The sequence below is a fragment of the Rathayibacter sp. SW19 genome (assembly GCF_030866825.1).
GTDB classification, from domain to species: domain Bacteria; phylum Actinomycetota; class Actinomycetes; order Actinomycetales; family Microbacteriaceae; genus Rathayibacter_A; species Rathayibacter_A soli.
Genome location: NZ_CP133020.1, coordinates 1957726 through 1973165, shown reverse-complemented (window position 1 = coordinate 1973165; position 15440 = coordinate 1957726). Strand labels below are relative to the sequence as shown.

Here is a 15440-nt window from a genome sequence, read left to right as displayed (position 1 = left end):
GCCCGGAAGGAACCCCCGCATGAACGAGAGAGTGTCCCGGCACCGGCCCCACCGCACCGTCATCGTGTTGGTCATCGCCGGGCTGGTTACGGCCGCCCTGATCGGCGTCGGCGCATACGGACTCGTCCACAACCCCGGCACGCCCACACCGGCCGACACCAGCGCAAACACCGTCCCGACCGCGATGGCGGCCGGTCCGGACTCGCCAGTGCCGACCGCGGTCCCGACAGTTGCGCCGATCGTCAATGCGGAGCAGTTCGCCCGGCACCTCGCGATGACCCTGTTCGCGTGGAACACCACCAGCGAACTGGAGCCGGCGGACTACATACAGGCCAGCGTCGAGGTCGGGGACCCGTCCGGGCAGGAGACTCCAGGGCTGGCCGCCGACCTGACCAGCTACTACCCGACAGAACAGACATGGGCGCAGCTGCGCCAGTACCAGACCCGTCAATGGCTCACCATCGACACCGCCGTGGTGCCGTCCGTCTGGCCGCAAGCGCTCCAGCAAGGACGTGGCACCCTGCTTCCGGGTACGACCGCCTACACGATCACCGGGACCCGCCACCGGGCCGGCGTCTGGGACGGTAAGCCCGTCAGCACCTCGGGGCAGGTGTCGTTCACTGTCTTCGAGACCTGCCAGCCGACGTACTCCACGTGCCGGCTGTTGCGCCTGTCCCAGCTCGGCAAGCCCCTGCGCTGAAACCGGGTGCAGTTGTGATGAAGAAGCTCGCCGCGGGATTTGCCGCCTTGGTCTTCGTCGGGCCGGCCGCACTGCTGGTGCTGATCGGAGTGCTCGCCAATCCGTCCGCCGTCGCGGCCTGCACCACCAGCACTCTCAGCCTCGGCCCGGTGCCGGACTCACTGACCGCCACGACCAAGGACGGCCAGACGGTCACGCTGGACAAGACCCAACTCACGCACGCCGCGGCGATCATCACCGTCGCCGGCCAAGTTCAGGGTGTCGGCCGCCAGGGCGCGCTGGTCGCGCTCATGGGCGCCCTCACCGAATCGAGCCTGCGGATGCTCGCCAACACCTCGGCCTACCCCGACTCGGCCACCTACCCGAACGACGGCAACGGATCCGACCACGACAGCCTCGGGATGTTCCAGATGCGGCCGCAGTCTGGGTGGGGCACGGTCGCGCAGTTGATGGACCCGGTCTACCAGGCCAAGGCGTTCTTCGGTGGACCGACCGGACCCAACTACCCGTCGCCGCATGGTCTGCTGGATATTCCCGGCTGGCAACAGATGGACCCCGGCCAGGCCGCCCAGAGCGTCGAAGTCTCCGCGTACCCGGACAGGTATCAGAACTACCAACCCGTCGCCGAAGCCATCCTCGCCACACTCACCAGAGCACGCGACAGCAACGGCAATCCCGGTTCGTCGGCGCCCTCGGACTTGCCGGAGGCGACCCAGATCGTCTTCCCGCTCCCGGCCGGGACCTGGGTGAAAACGGACGGCTTCGGGCCGCGCGTCGACCCGATCACCGGTCAACCGAGCTTCCACACCGGAACCGACTACGGCGCCCCGGCCGGCACCCCGATCCTGGCGATCGCGGCCGGCCGCGTCACCGCCGCAGGCCCGGCCGCAGGGTACGGGAACCTCATCGTCATCGAGCACAACGTCGGCGGCCAGGTCGTCGCCTCCGCCTACGGCCACGAGGAGCACATCTACGTCCAGGTCGGGGACCTCGTGACCGCGGGCCAGCACATCGCGGATGTCGGCTCCGAGGGGCACTCGACCGGACCGCACCTGCATTTCGAGATCCGCCCCGGCGGCACCAACGCCACCGCTGTCGACTCCGACGCCTGGCTCAAAGCGCACGACGCGCAAGGAATCAGCGGCGCCGACACCACCCCGGCGTTGTGCACCGCGGAAGGGAGCTCCTGATGATCCGTTTGATGTCCCAGCCCATGATCGTCCCCATGACCGCCGTGTTCCCCAACTTCGGCGCCGTGGACGGCGCCGGTCAGCTCCGCACGGTCATCGGCGCGCTGCTGACCGTCGTGCTCATCATCGCCGTGCTCATGCTCATTGTCTGCGCCGTGACCTGGGCTCTGTCCTCCGCGCACGGCAACTACCAGGCCGCGACCAAGGCACGCACCGGCCTCTGGGTCGCCCTCGGGACCGCCACTCTCGCCGGGGCCGGGGTGGCATGGATGAACTTCCTCCTGGGAGTCGGCGCCAGCCTGTAGCACGGACCGGCGGCCCAGACGGGCCACCCTCTGCGGTGCAGGCGGGGCGCACCTGTCAGACGAATCCGTCCCCGTCGGTTGAAGGAGCCCAAACCCATGTCCGTCCTCTCGCTCGTGTCTTCGCTGACAGGCCTGGCCGTCGCCGTCGTCCCCCAGGACATCACCATCACCCCGAACAGCAACGGGCTTCCCGGGATCGAGCAGTTGCGCACGATCGTCGGCGCCGTCATGACCGTGGGCCTGATCCTCTCGGTCCTGGCGTTGATCACGGCGGTGGTGGTGTGGGGTTTCGGCGCCAACTCCTCCAATCCGCACCTGGCCAGCCGCGGGAAACTCGGCGTCCTCGTGAGCTGCGGCGCGGCGATCATCTGCGGCGCGGCGGTGACGCTCATCAACTTCTTCTGGAACGTCGGCCAGTCTGTCTGACCCGGCCCGAGCCGAGGGGAAGGAGCGAGGGATGGGTGTGTGTGATGTGCCGGTCATCCAGGCCGTCTGCAACGTCGCCGGAGACGCGGCCGCTTCACTAGTGACCGCGCCGTTCGACTGGCTCGCCCAGGCGATGGGCGCCGCCGCCTCGTGGCTGTTCCAGGAGGTTTGGACCGTTTTCGACTCCACGACCGCCGTGGATGTCACCCAACCCGGCTACGTGGGCGTGTATGACATCCTGTTCGGCGTCGCGGTGTTCGTGATGCTGCTGTTCTTCTGTCTCCAGCTCATCACCGGACTGATCCACCGCGACCCCACCGCCCTGACCCGAGCCGCCCTGGGGCTGGCGAAATCCGTGCTCGGCTCCTTCGTTCTGCTGACCCTCACGGGCTTGCTGCTGGAGGTCACCGACGAACTCTCGGTGGGGATCGTGCAGGCCACCGGCAACACCATGTCCGGCATGGGCGGCCGGATCGCTCTCATCGCCGGAGGCCTGACGGCTATCAACCTGACCGCGCCCGGTGCCGGGGCGATCCTGACGATCTTCCTGGCAGGGCTTGCGATCGCCGCAGCGTGCATCGTCTGGTTCTCGCTGCTCATCAGGAAGGCGCTGCTGCTGGTGGCGATCGTGTTCGGACCGGTCGCGCTGGCCGGGGCGTCTTGGGATGCCACCCGTGGCTGGCTGTCGAAGTGGGCCTCGTTCGTGATCGCTCTGATCGTGTCCAAGCTCGTGCTGGTGGTGATCTTCCTGGTCGCGATCACCCAAGTTGCAGCGCCGATCAGCACGGATCTGACCTCGGTCAGCCAGCCCATCGCCGGCGTCGCGCTCATGTTCATCGCCGCGTTCGCCCCCTACATCAGCTACAAGTTCCTGCACTTCGCCGGCTTCGATATGTACCACGCCATGTCCGCCGAACAGGAGGCGAAGCAGTCCCTGAACCGGCCCGTTCCGATTCCCTCCCGGCCGGGGTCGGCAGATGCGACGAAAAAGGTTCTCGATGGCGGTAGCGGTTCTGGCTCTGGCGCGACCCCGTCGTCGGCGGGTGGTGGCGGGGCGGCGAGTGTCCCGGCCGTCGGGAGCGCGGGCACCGCTAGCGGGGCCTCCATCGGTGGAGCAGCCGCAGGTGCGGGAAGCGGGGCAGCGGCGGGTGCCGCAGCAGGGCCGATCGGCGCGGCGGCCGTCGCCGGCGCGGCCGTGGTCAAGTCGGCCGCGACCGCAGGACCTCGCGCCGGTGCCGCGATCGGAGGCGCGGCTGAGGGCCACGCCTCGGCCGCCAGCGAGCAGTCCGCCCCGCCGCCGCCCAGCGCCCCAACCCAGAGCGCGCCGGCAGCACCCTCCGCTTCGCCACCGGCTCAGCGGACCCCACCGCCGAGCACACCGAAGGAGTGAAGCTGCCATGACCAGAGCCGGCGCCGACTCCAACTATTCGGCCTACCCGCTGCACCCGGTGCAGTTCTCCCGCCTAACCCGCCGGGGCATCATGCTCGGCCTGTCCCTACCGCAGCTCGTCGTCCTCGCCCTGGCGGTCTTCTTAGTGGTCGCAGGCCTCTACCTGGCCGGAGGCAAGGGGCTCCTGCTCACCTCGCCGGTGTGGGCCTCCTGCGCCCTGCTGGCCGCGATCCCGGCTGGCGGCAGAAAGCTTATCGAATGGGTGCCTATCGTCGCCCTCTGGGTGTGGCGCTCCTACTGCGGCCAGCTCATCGGCCGCCGCCGCATCATCAAGCCCCGCCCCGCCGGGACCCTGGCTCTGCCTGGCGACGCCGCCCCGCTGCGGGAGTGGGAGGACCCGGAGACTGGGTCGGCGATGATCCACGACCCCCACGCCCAGACCCTCACCGCGATCCTCGGAGTGAATCATCCGGCGTTCGTGCTCCTCGATCCCGGCGAGCAGCGGCGCCGCGTCTCCGGCTGGGGCCGCGTCCTCGCCTCGGCGTGCCGCTCCGGGCGGATCGCCCGCATTCAGGTCTCCGAGCGCACCCTCCCGGATTCTGGCACGGGCCTGGCGGAGTGGTGGCGTACCCACGGCACCGACGATGGCTCGTGGGCCGCGACCACCTACCGCGAACTGATCGAACGCGCCGGTCCCGCCGGGGAGCGGCACGCCACCACGATCAGTCTGGCCCTGGACATGAAGGCCGCCGCCCGGCAGATCAGGACCTCCGGCGGCGGAATGCGTGGTGCCGCAGCGGTGCTGCGCCAGGAGATGACCACCCTCACCATCGCCCTGCGCGCCGCCGAACTTGCCTCGACCGGATGGCTCACCCCCGGCGAGGTCGCCGCCATCCTCCGCTCCGCCTACGACCCCGCCGCCGCACCCGCACTCGAACGGCACGGGCAACTTGGCCGCGACCTCGCTACCGCTGGCCCGGTCGCGGTCACCGAGACCTGGGAACGACTGCGGTCGGACAGTGCCTTCCACGCAGTGCTGTGGATCAGCGAGTGGCCGCGCTCGCAGGTCTACCCCGGCTTCCTCGCCCCACTGATACTGTCCAACGGCATCCTGCGCACCCTCGCCCTGCACTACACTCCGGTCCGGGCAGACCAGGCCGCACGGGATCTGCGGAAGAAGAAGACCGAGCTCATCTCCGACGCGGCACAGCGGCGCAAGATCGGTCAGGTCGAAGACGCGGCCGCGACCGCGGAGTACGAGGACGTGCTCCAGCAGGAGGCTGACCTGACCGCCGGGCACGGCGTCCTGCGCGTCTCTGGCCTCATCTCCGTCTCCGCCCCCACCGCGGACGAACTCGATGCAGCCGTGGCCGCGATCGAGCAGGCCGCCACCCAAGCTTCCTGCGAGACCCGGCGGCTCGTCGGCCAGCAGGCCCAAGCGTTCACCGCCGCCGCACTGCCGCTGTGCCGCACGGTCTGAACCTGGACACGGTCGGCGCACCTGCCTGGCGTCCCCGCATCCAGGGCTGCCCGACCGGTGAGGAGACCTGCTCATGCCGAACTTCGATGGCCCCTTGTAGATGCCGCAGAAGCCTCGGCGGCGCTGCGGGGCCTGGCCCACGCGACCCGCCCTTTCGACGATCCCGCCGACACCTACCAGGTGATCGGCGATCTGCTCGGCGGGGTACGGTCGCCGAGGCAGGTGCTCGACCAACTCGCAGGGCCCACATCGCCCACCGTGTCCGCGCGCACAACGACGTCGGCAACCAGCTCGCAGGCGCAAGCTCAACCCTCGCCGCCGCCGCCGAGCTGCACCAGGCCAGCACTCTCCTGGACGCCGTGGAGTGGTGGCTCGACGCTGCCTCGCCTCACTCCGGGCGCATCGCCTTGCACCCCGCCCTCGACCGCCAGGAGCCGACACCTACAATGGCCCGGCTTACCGCACGGCTCGACACACCACCCGACCAGTCCCATACCGATCCGTCCCACAGCGATCCCTCCTCCCGCGACTCTCGGCACTCGCACGGCAGCCGCGTCCCATCGCTCTGAACCATGCCAACCGGGCGCGTGGGCCGCGGTTGCGTACCTGCCCGGCATGGACACCACAGACATCACCCCCGGCACGGACCGCATAGCGACCTCGCGCCCCACGGCCCAGGCCGGCTCGCTCACGCTAACGGTGTGGCCCGACGACCCCTTGGGCGAGCACCAGCGCTACGCCTACCGCATCCTCGACGCCGCCACCGGGCAGGCGACCTCGAGCCGGGACCTGTTCACCGGCGCCGGAGCCCCCATCTCGCCCGGCCGGGCGATCCGCGAGCTTGCCAGGTACCTCTCGGCCGCCGGAGAAGCACAGCAGTACGCCCTCGACCACCCCGGCGTCACGCCCGAGAACGCAAACCTGTTCCCCGAAGGGATCGCCGAGGCCGCGCGGGCGAACCTCGCCGCGCTCACCCTTCTAGCCGAGCACGGACCCGAGCCATCGCAGCCGCGGGACCTAGGGTCGCAGAGCCTGAAGTCGGGGCGGCGGTGGGTCAGCGTGGTGTTCCTCCAAGGCGCCGAGGCCGACGAGGTACTGGACTTGCTCGACCAAGATGGCGCCGGTGCCGCGATCGAGCACCTGGCTGGCTACGACTTCGGGGAGGAGACCACGCAGGCCGCGCTCGAGAGCGGGTACGTCTACGACTCCCCGCCGACTGGGATGCTCGACCGCACCATCGGCTGCGATGTCTACATGTTGGTCTACAACCCGTTCCTCGGCCACGTCTCCCTGCTGCGCGAGTACGACGCCTTGCCCGACCCAGTCCTCCTCGACGTCGACAACCAGGCGCCCACATCGGAACAGCCCAGCCGGGCGTCTGGCCGTGCGGCCGGTCGAGAGACGGCTGACTGGTTCGCCGGTCCCACCCTCTCCCCGCAGCACGGCAGGGCGCTGTCGCTGTGACCGGAAGTGAGGAGTCTCGGCTGCACACGGCGGTGCTCGTCAGCCCCGAAGGCGAACGGCGGAAGTACCGCAAAGCGCGCTGGCAAGTTGCCGCTCAGGTTCAGGCCGACGCCCGCCAAGCGCGGAAGGAAGCGGCGAAGGCCAAGTGGGAGGTTGGGCAAGCCGAGTGGCGGAGCACCACCTACCTGCCTGCCGCAGGCGAGCCGGGGGCGGCGGCTCTGCGCACGCCCGGCCGGTTTCGGCTCCCCAAGCATCAGGACACCTCCGCGACTCTGGCAGGCCAGTACCCCTTCCTGGCCGAAGGCGGGCTCGGCAGCCAGGGCGTCTTCGTCGGACAAGACCTCTACAGCGGCGGGTCGTTCGTCTACGACCCTTGGGTGCTGTATCAGCGCGGGATCATCACCGCCCCGAACATCGTCCTGGCCGGCATCGTCGGGTCCGGCAAGTCGTCGCTGGCGAAGTCCCTCTACACACGGTCTCTACCTTTCGGGCGGCGCGTCTACGTCCCCGGTGACCCGAAGGGCGAGCATACTGCGGTTGCCGAGGCGGTCGGCGGCATGGCGATCGTCCTCGGCCATGGGCTGCGCAACCGCCTCAACCCGCTCGACGCCGGCTATCGGCCCACGGGTGTGTCGGATGCCGAGTGGGCCGCGCAGGTCAGCTCCCGCCGCCGCGATCTCATCGGCGCGCTCGCGGAGACCGTGCTCGACCGGCCGCTATCCCCGCTGGAGCACACCGCCATCGACCTCGCCCTGACCGACGCGGTGCGGTCATCGGAAGTGCCGATTCTGCCGATGGTCGTCGACCGTATCCTGACCCCGGGCCCCGCCGACGACACGGACGGCCGCCTGGCCGAGGACGGCCGCATGGTCGGCCACGCCCTGCGTCGCCTGGTGTCCGGCGACCTCCAAGGGCTCTTCGACGGCCCGTCCACCGTGCGGTTCGACCCGTCCTTGCCGATGGTCTCCCTCGACCTGTCCCGCGTCGCCGAGAACGCCACCCTCATCTCCGTCCTGATGACGTGCTCCTCGACTTGGATGGAGTCGGCCCTGTCCGACCCGGCCGGAGGACAACGGTGGGTGATCTACGACGAAGCCTGGCGCCTGATGCAATACCCGGCGCTGCTGCGCCGGATGGACGCCCAATGGCGACTCTCCCGAACCTACGGCATCGCCAACATGCTGATCTTCCACAAACTCTCCGACCTGGACAACGTGGGCGACCAAGGCTCCGCCATGCGGGCGCTGGCCTCGTCGCTTCTGGCGAACGCCGAGACCAGAGTGATCTACCGGCAGGAACCCGACCAGCTCGGCACCACCGCAACCGCGCTCGGGCTGACCGGCACCGAACAGAAACTCCTCCCCGGCCTCGGGACCGGACAAGGGCTGTGGCGGATCAAGGGCCGATCCTTCATCGTGCAGCACCAGCTTCACCCCGCCGAGCTCGCCACCTTCGACACCACCGCCCGCATGAACGCAGTCGGGGCTCATGTTCCCCAGATTCCTGATGGTTCGTCGGGATTCCTTAATGAGCTTGAGAGCCCACGATGAGCCGGTCCCGCTCCAAGCCCACCCCCTCCGAGCGGCCACGCCGAGGCCACCAGAAGACGGGGGTCCCGGTCGTGCTTCCGCATGTCGTCATGGATGTGACCGCGGTCGGCATGATGACCGTCACCGTCGACGGGAATCCGTATCTGCCGGAGCCGTTCGCGCCACCCCGGGGTCGTGAGAACTGCGCGCGCATCCTCGACCAGCTCACCGACCAGTACCACGCGCCCGTGCGGGTCGAGGTGCGCGAGGCGGACGGGTCGGTGTTCACCGACATCATCACCCCCGACAAGCGCCGCCGTCCCGACCCCGAACCGGGGGCGTCGACTCAAGCGGCTCCTAAGCTGCTAGGGCCGCTAGTGCTGCCAGGCGAAAGGTTCGTGCCGGGCGAGGAGCTGGCGGTCGCCGTCGCCGTCGTCCACGCCACCCGCGATTGCACCACCCGCGGCGTTCTCACTCCCAAGCCGCTTGCGGCGAGGTCAACCCGTGAGGCCATCTCGCTCGGCTGTGTCTCCGGCGTCCTCTCGGTCGGGCATCCCGAATGAGCACGCCGCGCCCGGCCGGGCCACTCGGGGACGAGCTGACCAATCTCGGCATCGGTCTCATCATCGCCGCCGCCGCCCTGGCCGGAATCCTGCGCGGCGCCGGCTCGATCGCTGCCTGGATCACCGGCAACCCTCAGCCGACAAGTGGGGCCGAGTCGGGGCTGGGCGTCCTGACGCATCCCGGCGACCCCGCCACGCCACTCGGAGCGCCGGGCCTGAGCGCGGTCGCCTACTGGATTACCTTCGCCGTACTCATCCTCGGTACGACCGCCCTGGCCGGGTGCGTATGGCGGTTCGTCCGGGAACGCGGTAGGCGGATCAACGCTGACCCGTACCGGATCGCCGGGATCGCCACCCGCACCGAGGTCACGAAGGCCGGCTCGGAGAAGGCGCTGCTGCATCGGGCCGGACCCCTGCGCCCCTCACTGAACAAGCCACGGCCGGAGGAGGTCGGTTACCGGATCGGCACCTCACGCGGCAAAGGCATCTGGGCCAGCGTGGAGGACTCGATCCTGCTGATCGGGCCACCCCGCTCCGGGAAGGGCGCGCACATTGTCATCAACATGATCCTGGACGCACCCGGCGCGGTCGTCACCACCTCGACGCGGCCGGACAACCTCACCGCGACTCTGCGCGCCCGCGAGAAGATCGGTCCGGTCGCTGTGTTCGACCCGCAACACCTGGCCGAAGGCGTGCCCGAGGGACTGCGTTGGTCGCCCATCCGCGGCTGTCAGGACCCGCTAACCGCGATGATCCGTGCGACCAGCCTTGCCGCCGGCACTGGCCTGTCGGCGGGCGGGGTCGAGGGCGGCGGCTTCTGGGAAGGCAAAACGAGAACCGCCCTCCAAGCCCTGCTCCATGCCGCAGCACTCGACCATCGCCCGCCGGGCGAGTTGTTCCGGTGGACCCTCGACCCCTCCGCTACCGCTGACGCGGTAGCGATCCTCACCGCCAGCCCGAAGGCGGCGACAGGATGGGCGGAGTCGTTGCAGGCGATGATCGACTCCGACCCCCGCACCCGCGACTCCATCTGGCAAGGCGTCTCTCTCGCCCTCGCCGCCCTTGCCGACCCCCGCGTCCTCGACGCCGTGAGTCCGCTCGAAGACGAAAACTTCGACCCAGTAGCATTCCTTCAAGCCAAAGGCACCCTGTTCCTGCTGGCGACCGGAGCCGGGGCCAACAACTCCGCCGCCCTGGTCGCAGCGTTCGTGGAAGACCTTGTGGAGACCGCCCGGCATCTGGCCGCCAGCAGCCCCGGCGCCCGCCTAGACCCGCCGCTGCTGCTGGCGCTCGATGAGGTCGGCAACCTCGCACCGCTGCCGTCCCTGCCGACGCTAATGGCCGAAGGCGGAGGCACCGGCATCACGACCATGCCCGTGCTCCAATCACTCGCCCAAGCACGGGAGAAGTGGAGTGAGAACGCGGCCGCTGCGATCTGGGACGCCTCGATCGTCAAGATCATCCTCGGTGGAGCCTCCAACTCCAAAGACCTGCACGACCTGACCACCCTCATCGGCGAACGCGACGAAGCGACCGACTCCACCACGATCGGAGACCACGGCTCCCGCTCCGCACAACGCTCCACCCGCCGCGTTCCGATCATGCCACCCGACGTGATCCGCACCCTCCCCTTCGGGACCGCGCTCGTGCTGCTGCGTGCGGCCCCGCCCATCGTCACCCGGATGCGCGCCTGGACCGACCGCCGCGACGCCGCCGAGCTTCGTGCGGACCGGGCCGGCATCGAGGCGCTGCTGCAACACCGCACGTAGGAGAGCACAGGAGCACCTGCCTGACAAGAGCGGCCCGTAATAGCCGCCGCCGAATGTCTGGAGGACAGTCCGATGACGATCCGCACCTACCAATCCTTCTCCGGTTATGTCGCGACCGAGCCGGGCACGGAGCCGACCCGTGACGGCACGCCGAGGTTCTACGCGCGCGCCGGGCAGAGGCAAGGCCGGAAGGAGCCCGACGGCACCTTCACGAAGCTGCCGACCCAATACATGCCAATCGTGGCATACGGCGAGGCCGCCGAAGAGGCCGCCGCTCTACTCGGCAAGGGCGACAGCTTCACCGCCGAGGGGCGCACCCGTCTAGTCAAGTATGAGAGGGACGGCAAGACGATCGAGGGCGAAGAGTTCGAGGTGTGGAAGATCGGCCGCCGCGCCAGCGGCGCCGAACGATCCGCCCAGGCCGAGCACGCGATCGCCGCGGACGCCCCTGCACAGAAGACCCGACGCACACCGGACGTGCCGCCCACGTTCGCCTCCCCGGCCACGTCGCGGCAGAGCCCCGCCGCACTGGCGCTTTGAGGCCACGATGACCGACGACACCAACCTTCCCGAGCAGCCCGGGGACGAACTGCCCGGCGACGACCCCGCCGCCGAGTTCGACGGGCCTCTGATTCCCGAACCACCACACCCGATCAACTGGAACCTGCTCACCGCCGACGAGGCCGAAGCCGAGTGGCTGGAACTCAACCGATGGGTCGACTGGCTCCGCCACACCTACGGCCTGCCCGCCTCAGTGATCCCGCCATTCTGGCATCGGCACCCCGAACTCGTCTGGGAACTGTCCGCGCTGCACCTGCACTGGCTGTGTGCCTACGACCCCGAGCAGAAAGGGTCAGCGCCACTGGGCTGGCACCGCGACTTCGTCGACGCGCGCCAGCGGTTGCGCGACTGGGTAGCCGGCTCCGGCACCCGCCTGGACCGCGACCGCCCCACGAGGCAGACCGCATGGCCCGGCGAAGACCCGGCCGAGCCCGCCGACGACCGGATCATCGCCAACCGCGACGAGGACTTCGTACAGTTCGTCCTCGGCGACATCGCCGCACGCCGCCAGGCCGAGGACGACTTCTATGCCAGCCTCGATCCGAGAACCGGGGATCGGCCGTGAGCGAGTCCGGCGGCACGATCGCGGTCTCTCCCCTGATGGACAGCCGGGAGATCGCCGCCTATCTCAAGGTGTCCGAGTCGACACTGTCCAGGTGGCGGTCCGCCGGGCAAGGGCCGCCATTCCTGCGCCTGGGCGGGATCGCCCGCTACCGGATCGACGTGGTCGACACCTGGCTGGCCGTCCTGGAGCGCGGCCATGCCCCGAAAGACTGAGCCGCTCCCGCAAGCGCAAGCAAAGCCCATCCCGCCGGTTGGCGTGAAGATCTCCACCGACATGGAACGCCGCTCATACGGCATCCGCGCACGCGCCCGCTGGACCGACCCGACCAGCAAGCGCCGGATCATCCGTTCGGAGATCGTCGCGGACGAAGTAGCCGCGCAGGCGTTCTTCGACTCGCTGCGGCAGTCCTCCGCCAAGGGCATGGACGTATCCATGACCCTCACCGAGTTCGTCACCACGACCGGCGACAGGTGGGCGCGTGGCCTGGACGCGACCTCAACGGGCGAGAACTACGGGCACGGGCTCAGGCTCCGGGTGCTGCCCGCGCTCGGGCACCTGCCGGTGACCCAGATCACCGCCGGGGTGATCGACCGCACCATCGACGCATGGGAGAAGCGGTATGGGGCCTCCACGATCAAAAACTCCATCGCCCCGCTCGTGCGTATCCTCGACGAGGCGGTCCGGGATGGGCTGATCACGATCAACCCGGCAAAGAACCGCGCCAAGCGCAGTCTGAACCGCAACGCCTTCCGCGCGCAGCCCGCCGGGCAGGCCTCGCCGAGAACGCACGCGATCCCCGACCTCGCGACACTGAATCGGCTCGCCCAAGCGTGCGGGAAAGTGCATCAGTCCTATTCGGACTTCGTCATGCTCGCAGCTCTCCTGGCTGCACGCTCCTCCGAGGTCTCCGGACTCCAGGCAGGCGATGTGCGCTTCGACAAGAATCTCGTCGTCATCGCCCGGCAGACCTACCCCGGCAAGGGTGGCCTAATCACTAAGCCGACCAAGAGCCGCAAGGAGCGCCGCGTCCCGATCCTTGAGGCCCTGCGACCAGTCCTTGAACGCCTTACCGATGAGAAGGACCCGGAGGACCGACTGCTGGCTGGCCCCAAGGGCGGGGTACTCACGACCGCGACCGTGCGGGACGCGACGAACTGGGACCAGATCGTCAGCGATCTCGGCCTGCCCGACCTCACCAGGCATGGACTCCGCCACACCGGGGCGACCTGGATGGCCGACGCCGGCGTCCCGCTCCACGTCCTCCAGGAGATCCTCGGCCACGCCTCCATCGAGACGACTCGCGGCTACCTCCACCCGGATGACCGACACCTCGCCTCCGCCGCAGAGCAAGCAAACGCCTTCCTCGCGAGACCCAAGAGCAGCGGTCAGGCACGCCGCATGGGACCGTCGAGATCGTTGTAACGGTGCTCCGGAGAAGCCCGCGCGCGGTTTTGGTCCCCTTTTGGTCCCCTTATCCACAGGCGGCAAGCTTGAGAGGGCTCGAAGCGAGCACCAGGCCGTCCCTCTGCAGCAACAAGGGGACCAGAAGGGGACCAACGAAAACCAATCGCAGAAACGACGAAGCCCTGATGAAAATGGCTTCTCATCAGGGCTTTTCTGTCGGGCTGACAGGATTTGAACCTGCGACCCCGTGACCCCCAGTCACGTGCGCTACCAAGCTGCGCCACAGCCCGTGGCATTGATATTCAGTTGTTCAGGCCGACCAGAGCATGGTAAACCCCTTATCCCCCAGTCAGGTGCGCTACCAAGCTGCGCTACAGCCCGATGCCTTTGGGCAGAGCCGTTCAACCAGCGAACAGGACGCACCAAGACAACTTGATTATCTTAGCGTGCTGGAGCGGGTCTCGATACGCGTGCTCGTTCCTCGCGCGCTACTCGACCACCGGAGGGCGTGCTCGTTCCTCGCGCGCTACTCGACCACCGGAGGGCGTGCTCGTTTCTCGCGCGCTACTCGACCACCGGAGGGCGTGCTCGTTCCTCGCGCGCTACTCGACCACCGGAGGGCGTGCTCGTTCCTCGCGCGCTACCCAACGGGCGAATTCGGTGCACTACCCTGAAGATCAGGCCAGCACTTCAGAAAGGCACACCGTGGACGAACCGCAGGGCAGGCTCCGATTCGACCACGAGCCCGTGGTGACGCAGACAGAACTGACGGCTCAGGGGCGGGCAGCACGCGGCGACATGCAGCGCAGCGCGCACGGTGTGTATGTGGCAGCAGCCGACCGCGATCCGCTCGGCATCCTGGCCCGTCAACACCAGAACCGACTGCCCGATCTGGTGCCTCTGCGCATCGAGCGGATGCTCCAGAACCCGTTCGCGTTCTATCGCGGCACCGCTGCGATCCAGGTCGCCGATCTCGCCCCGGAGGGCACCTCGGGGGTGCAGGTCGCATTGTGCGGCGACGCGCACATCGCCAACTTCGGCCTGTTCGCGTCGCCGCAGCGCACCATGGTTTTCGATCTCAACGACTTCGATGAGGCCGCGTACGGCCCGTGGGAGTGGGATCTGAAACGCTTTGTCACCAGTGTCGTTATCGCAGCGCAGTACAAGGGCCTGAAACCGGGCCACACCGACACCGCCGCGCTCCGAGCGGCAGCCGCCTATCGTCTCGGGCTGCGTCAGATGTTCGAACTCGGCGCCGTCGATCGCTATTACGTTCGTGCCGACGTCAAGAAGGGCGACCCTCGATTCCATCCTTCGTCGCAGAAGGTCATCGACCAGGCGTTGAAGTCGGCGAAGCGACGCACCTCGGAACGCGTGATCGCGAAGATCACCGAACACGACGCCGACGGCAACATCGTCATCGTCGAAGACCCGCCGACTCTCACCCACGTGAAGGACCGCGACGAGCAATGGGTGCTCGAGTTGATCGAGCGCTATCGAGCAACGGTCGCCCCTGACATCTCCGTGCTGCTGTCGCAGTACACCATCACAGATCTCGTTCGACGGGTCGTCGGTGTCGGCAGCGTCGGCACCCGCTGTTACATCGTCGTGCTCACCGGTGCAGGCGGAGAACCTCTCGTGCTCCAGGTCAAGGAGGCGGTGAAATCAGCGCTCGTCGAGTTCGGCGGCGCAACCTCCGCGCTGGCACCCGAAGTCGCTGCCCCCGTCGACCAGCACGGTTTTCGCGTCGTCGCGAATCAGCGCATCCTGCAAGCCGTGTCCGACCCGTTCCTCGGCTATCTCGACGACGGCGAACACGCATACTACGTTCGCCAATTCAGAGATCAGAACGTGTCGATCGACGCCGAGTTGCTGCATCCGCGCGGCTTCATCGACTATGTCGATGCCTGCGGCACAGCATTGGCACGCGCCCACGCGCAGAGCCCGCAAGCCGCATACATCGCGGGTTATCTGGGCAGCAACACCACCTTCGACGACGCGATCGTGCAGTGGGCGATGGCATACGCAGAGCAGTCGCAGACCGACTACAAGGCGCTGAAATCCGCCGTCAAGAGCGGTCGCTTCGGCTAGCGG

15 protein-coding genes and 1 tRNA gene are annotated in these 15440 nt (G+C 68.5%); 15 read left to right on the top strand and 1 reads right to left on the bottom strand.

Translation table 11 applies throughout. The annotated features are described in order from the left end of the window. Positions 1–19 precede the first annotated feature (19 nt). From QU604_RS08975 to QU604_RS08910, 14 genes are all read left to right on the top strand, one after another. Positions 20–700, top strand: coding sequence for a hypothetical protein (locus QU604_RS08975; protein ID WP_308468461.1), 681 nt, complete (start codon positions 20–22; stop codon positions 698–700). Between the two features lie 17 nt (positions 701–717). Continuing rightward, positions 718–1890, top strand: a complete 1173-nt coding sequence (locus QU604_RS08970; protein ID WP_308468460.1) for a M23 family metallopeptidase — start codon at positions 718–720, stop codon at positions 1888–1890. After that, complete coding sequence (locus tag QU604_RS08965; RefSeq protein ID WP_308468459.1) at positions 1890–2195, top strand: DUF6112 family protein; 306 nt, start codon at positions 1890–1892, stop codon at positions 2193–2195. Before QU604_RS08970 ends, QU604_RS08965 begins: the two co-directional genes overlap by 1 nt. A gap of 96 nt (positions 2196–2291) precedes the next feature. Beyond that, on the top strand, positions 2292–2621 hold the full coding sequence (locus QU604_RS08960) for a DUF6112 family protein (protein ID WP_308468458.1): 330 nt from the start codon (positions 2292–2294) through the stop codon (positions 2619–2621). Between the two features lie 31 nt (positions 2622–2652). Then, positions 2653–4011, top strand: coding sequence for a TrbL/VirB6 family protein (locus QU604_RS08955; protein WP_308468457.1), 1359 nt, complete (start codon positions 2653–2655; stop codon positions 4009–4011). Positions 4012–4018: 7 nt separating this feature from the next. Beyond that, positions 4019–5491 carry an SCO6880 family protein gene (locus QU604_RS08950; RefSeq protein WP_308468456.1) on the top strand — a complete coding sequence of 491 codons (1473 nt, stop codon included), beginning with the start codon at positions 4019–4021 and terminating at the stop codon, positions 5489–5491. Between the two features lie 615 nt (positions 5492–6106). Continuing rightward, positions 6107–6955 carry a hypothetical protein gene (locus QU604_RS08945; RefSeq protein WP_308468455.1) on the top strand — a complete coding sequence of 283 codons (849 nt, stop codon included), beginning with the start codon at positions 6107–6109 and terminating at the stop codon, positions 6953–6955. After that, positions 6952–8505 (top strand): putative type IV secretion/conjugal transfer ATPase, encoded by a 1554-nt coding sequence (locus QU604_RS08940; protein WP_308468454.1) that lies wholly within the window; start codon positions 6952–6954, stop codon positions 8503–8505. Before QU604_RS08945 ends, QU604_RS08940 begins: the two co-directional genes overlap by 4 nt. Positions 8506–8594: 89 nt before the next feature. Further along, a complete protein-coding gene (locus QU604_RS08935) occupies positions 8595–9047 on the top strand; it encodes a hypothetical protein (protein ID WP_308468453.1) in 453 nt (150 codons plus the stop codon). Next, positions 9044–10816, top strand: coding sequence for a TraM recognition domain-containing protein (locus tag QU604_RS08930; protein ID WP_308468452.1), 1773 nt, complete (start codon positions 9044–9046; stop codon positions 10814–10816). The genes QU604_RS08935 and QU604_RS08930 overlap by 4 nt, the downstream gene beginning before the upstream one ends. A gap of 72 nt (positions 10817–10888) precedes the next feature. Then, positions 10889–11356 (top strand): single-stranded DNA-binding protein, encoded by a 468-nt coding sequence (locus tag QU604_RS08925; protein WP_308468451.1) that lies wholly within the window; start codon positions 10889–10891, stop codon positions 11354–11356. Positions 11357–11363: 7 nt separating this feature from the next. Continuing rightward, complete coding sequence (locus QU604_RS08920) at positions 11364–11942, top strand: hypothetical protein (RefSeq protein ID WP_308468450.1); 579 nt, start codon at positions 11364–11366, stop codon at positions 11940–11942. Next, positions 11939–12154 (top strand): helix-turn-helix transcriptional regulator, encoded by a 216-nt coding sequence (locus QU604_RS08915; protein WP_308468449.1) that lies wholly within the window; start codon positions 11939–11941, stop codon positions 12152–12154. Before QU604_RS08920 ends, QU604_RS08915 begins: the two co-directional genes overlap by 4 nt. Next, on the top strand, positions 12138–13364 hold the full coding sequence (locus tag QU604_RS08910; protein WP_308468448.1) for a tyrosine-type recombinase/integrase: 1227 nt from the start codon (positions 12138–12140) through the stop codon (positions 13362–13364). The genes QU604_RS08915 and QU604_RS08910 overlap by 17 nt, the downstream gene beginning before the upstream one ends. A 198-nt stretch (positions 13365–13562) precedes the next feature. On the opposite strand, the gene QU604_RS08905 is transcribed toward QU604_RS08910, so the two are convergent. Beyond that, positions 13563–13636, bottom strand: a tRNA-Pro gene (locus QU604_RS08905). A gap of 415 nt (positions 13637–14051) precedes the next feature. On the opposite strand from QU604_RS08905, the gene QU604_RS08900 reads away from it, so the two are divergent. Continuing rightward, complete coding sequence (locus QU604_RS08900) at positions 14052–15437, top strand: DUF2252 domain-containing protein (protein WP_308468447.1); 1386 nt, start codon at positions 14052–14054, stop codon at positions 15435–15437. Positions 15438–15440: the final 3 nt, after the last annotated feature.

Excerpts from the sequence above, each read along its gene's own strand:
- QU604_RS08975 (WP_308468461.1), top strand. The coding sequence starts at position 20 with ATGAACGAGAGAGTGTCCCGGCACCGGCCCCACCGCACCGTCATCGTG.
- QU604_RS08970 (WP_308468460.1), top strand. The coding sequence starts at position 718 with ATGAAGAAGCTCGCCGCGGGATTTGCCGCCTTGGTCTTCGTCGGGCCG.
- QU604_RS08965 (WP_308468459.1), top strand. The coding sequence starts at position 1,890 with ATGATCCGTTTGATGTCCCAGCCCATGATCGTCCCCATGACCGCCGTG.
- QU604_RS08960 (WP_308468458.1), top strand. The coding sequence starts at position 2,292 with ATGTCCGTCCTCTCGCTCGTGTCTTCGCTGACAGGCCTGGCCGTCGCC.
- QU604_RS08955 (WP_308468457.1), top strand. The coding sequence starts at position 2,653 with ATGGGTGTGTGTGATGTGCCGGTCATCCAGGCCGTCTGCAACGTCGCC.
- QU604_RS08950 (WP_308468456.1), top strand. The coding sequence starts at position 4,019 with ATGACCAGAGCCGGCGCCGACTCCAACTATTCGGCCTACCCGCTGCAC.
- QU604_RS08945 (WP_308468455.1), top strand. The coding sequence starts at position 6,107 with ATGGACACCACAGACATCACCCCCGGCACGGACCGCATAGCGACCTCG.
- QU604_RS08935 (WP_308468453.1), top strand. The coding sequence starts at position 8,595 with ATGGATGTGACCGCGGTCGGCATGATGACCGTCACCGTCGACGGGAAT.
- QU604_RS08930 (WP_308468452.1), top strand. The coding sequence starts at position 9,044 with ATGAGCACGCCGCGCCCGGCCGGGCCACTCGGGGACGAGCTGACCAAT.
- QU604_RS08925 (WP_308468451.1), top strand. The coding sequence starts at position 10,889 with ATGACGATCCGCACCTACCAATCCTTCTCCGGTTATGTCGCGACCGAG.
- QU604_RS08920 (WP_308468450.1), top strand. The coding sequence starts at position 11,364 with ATGACCGACGACACCAACCTTCCCGAGCAGCCCGGGGACGAACTGCCC.
- QU604_RS08910 (WP_308468448.1), top strand. The coding sequence starts at position 12,138 with ATGCCCCGAAAGACTGAGCCGCTCCCGCAAGCGCAAGCAAAGCCCATC.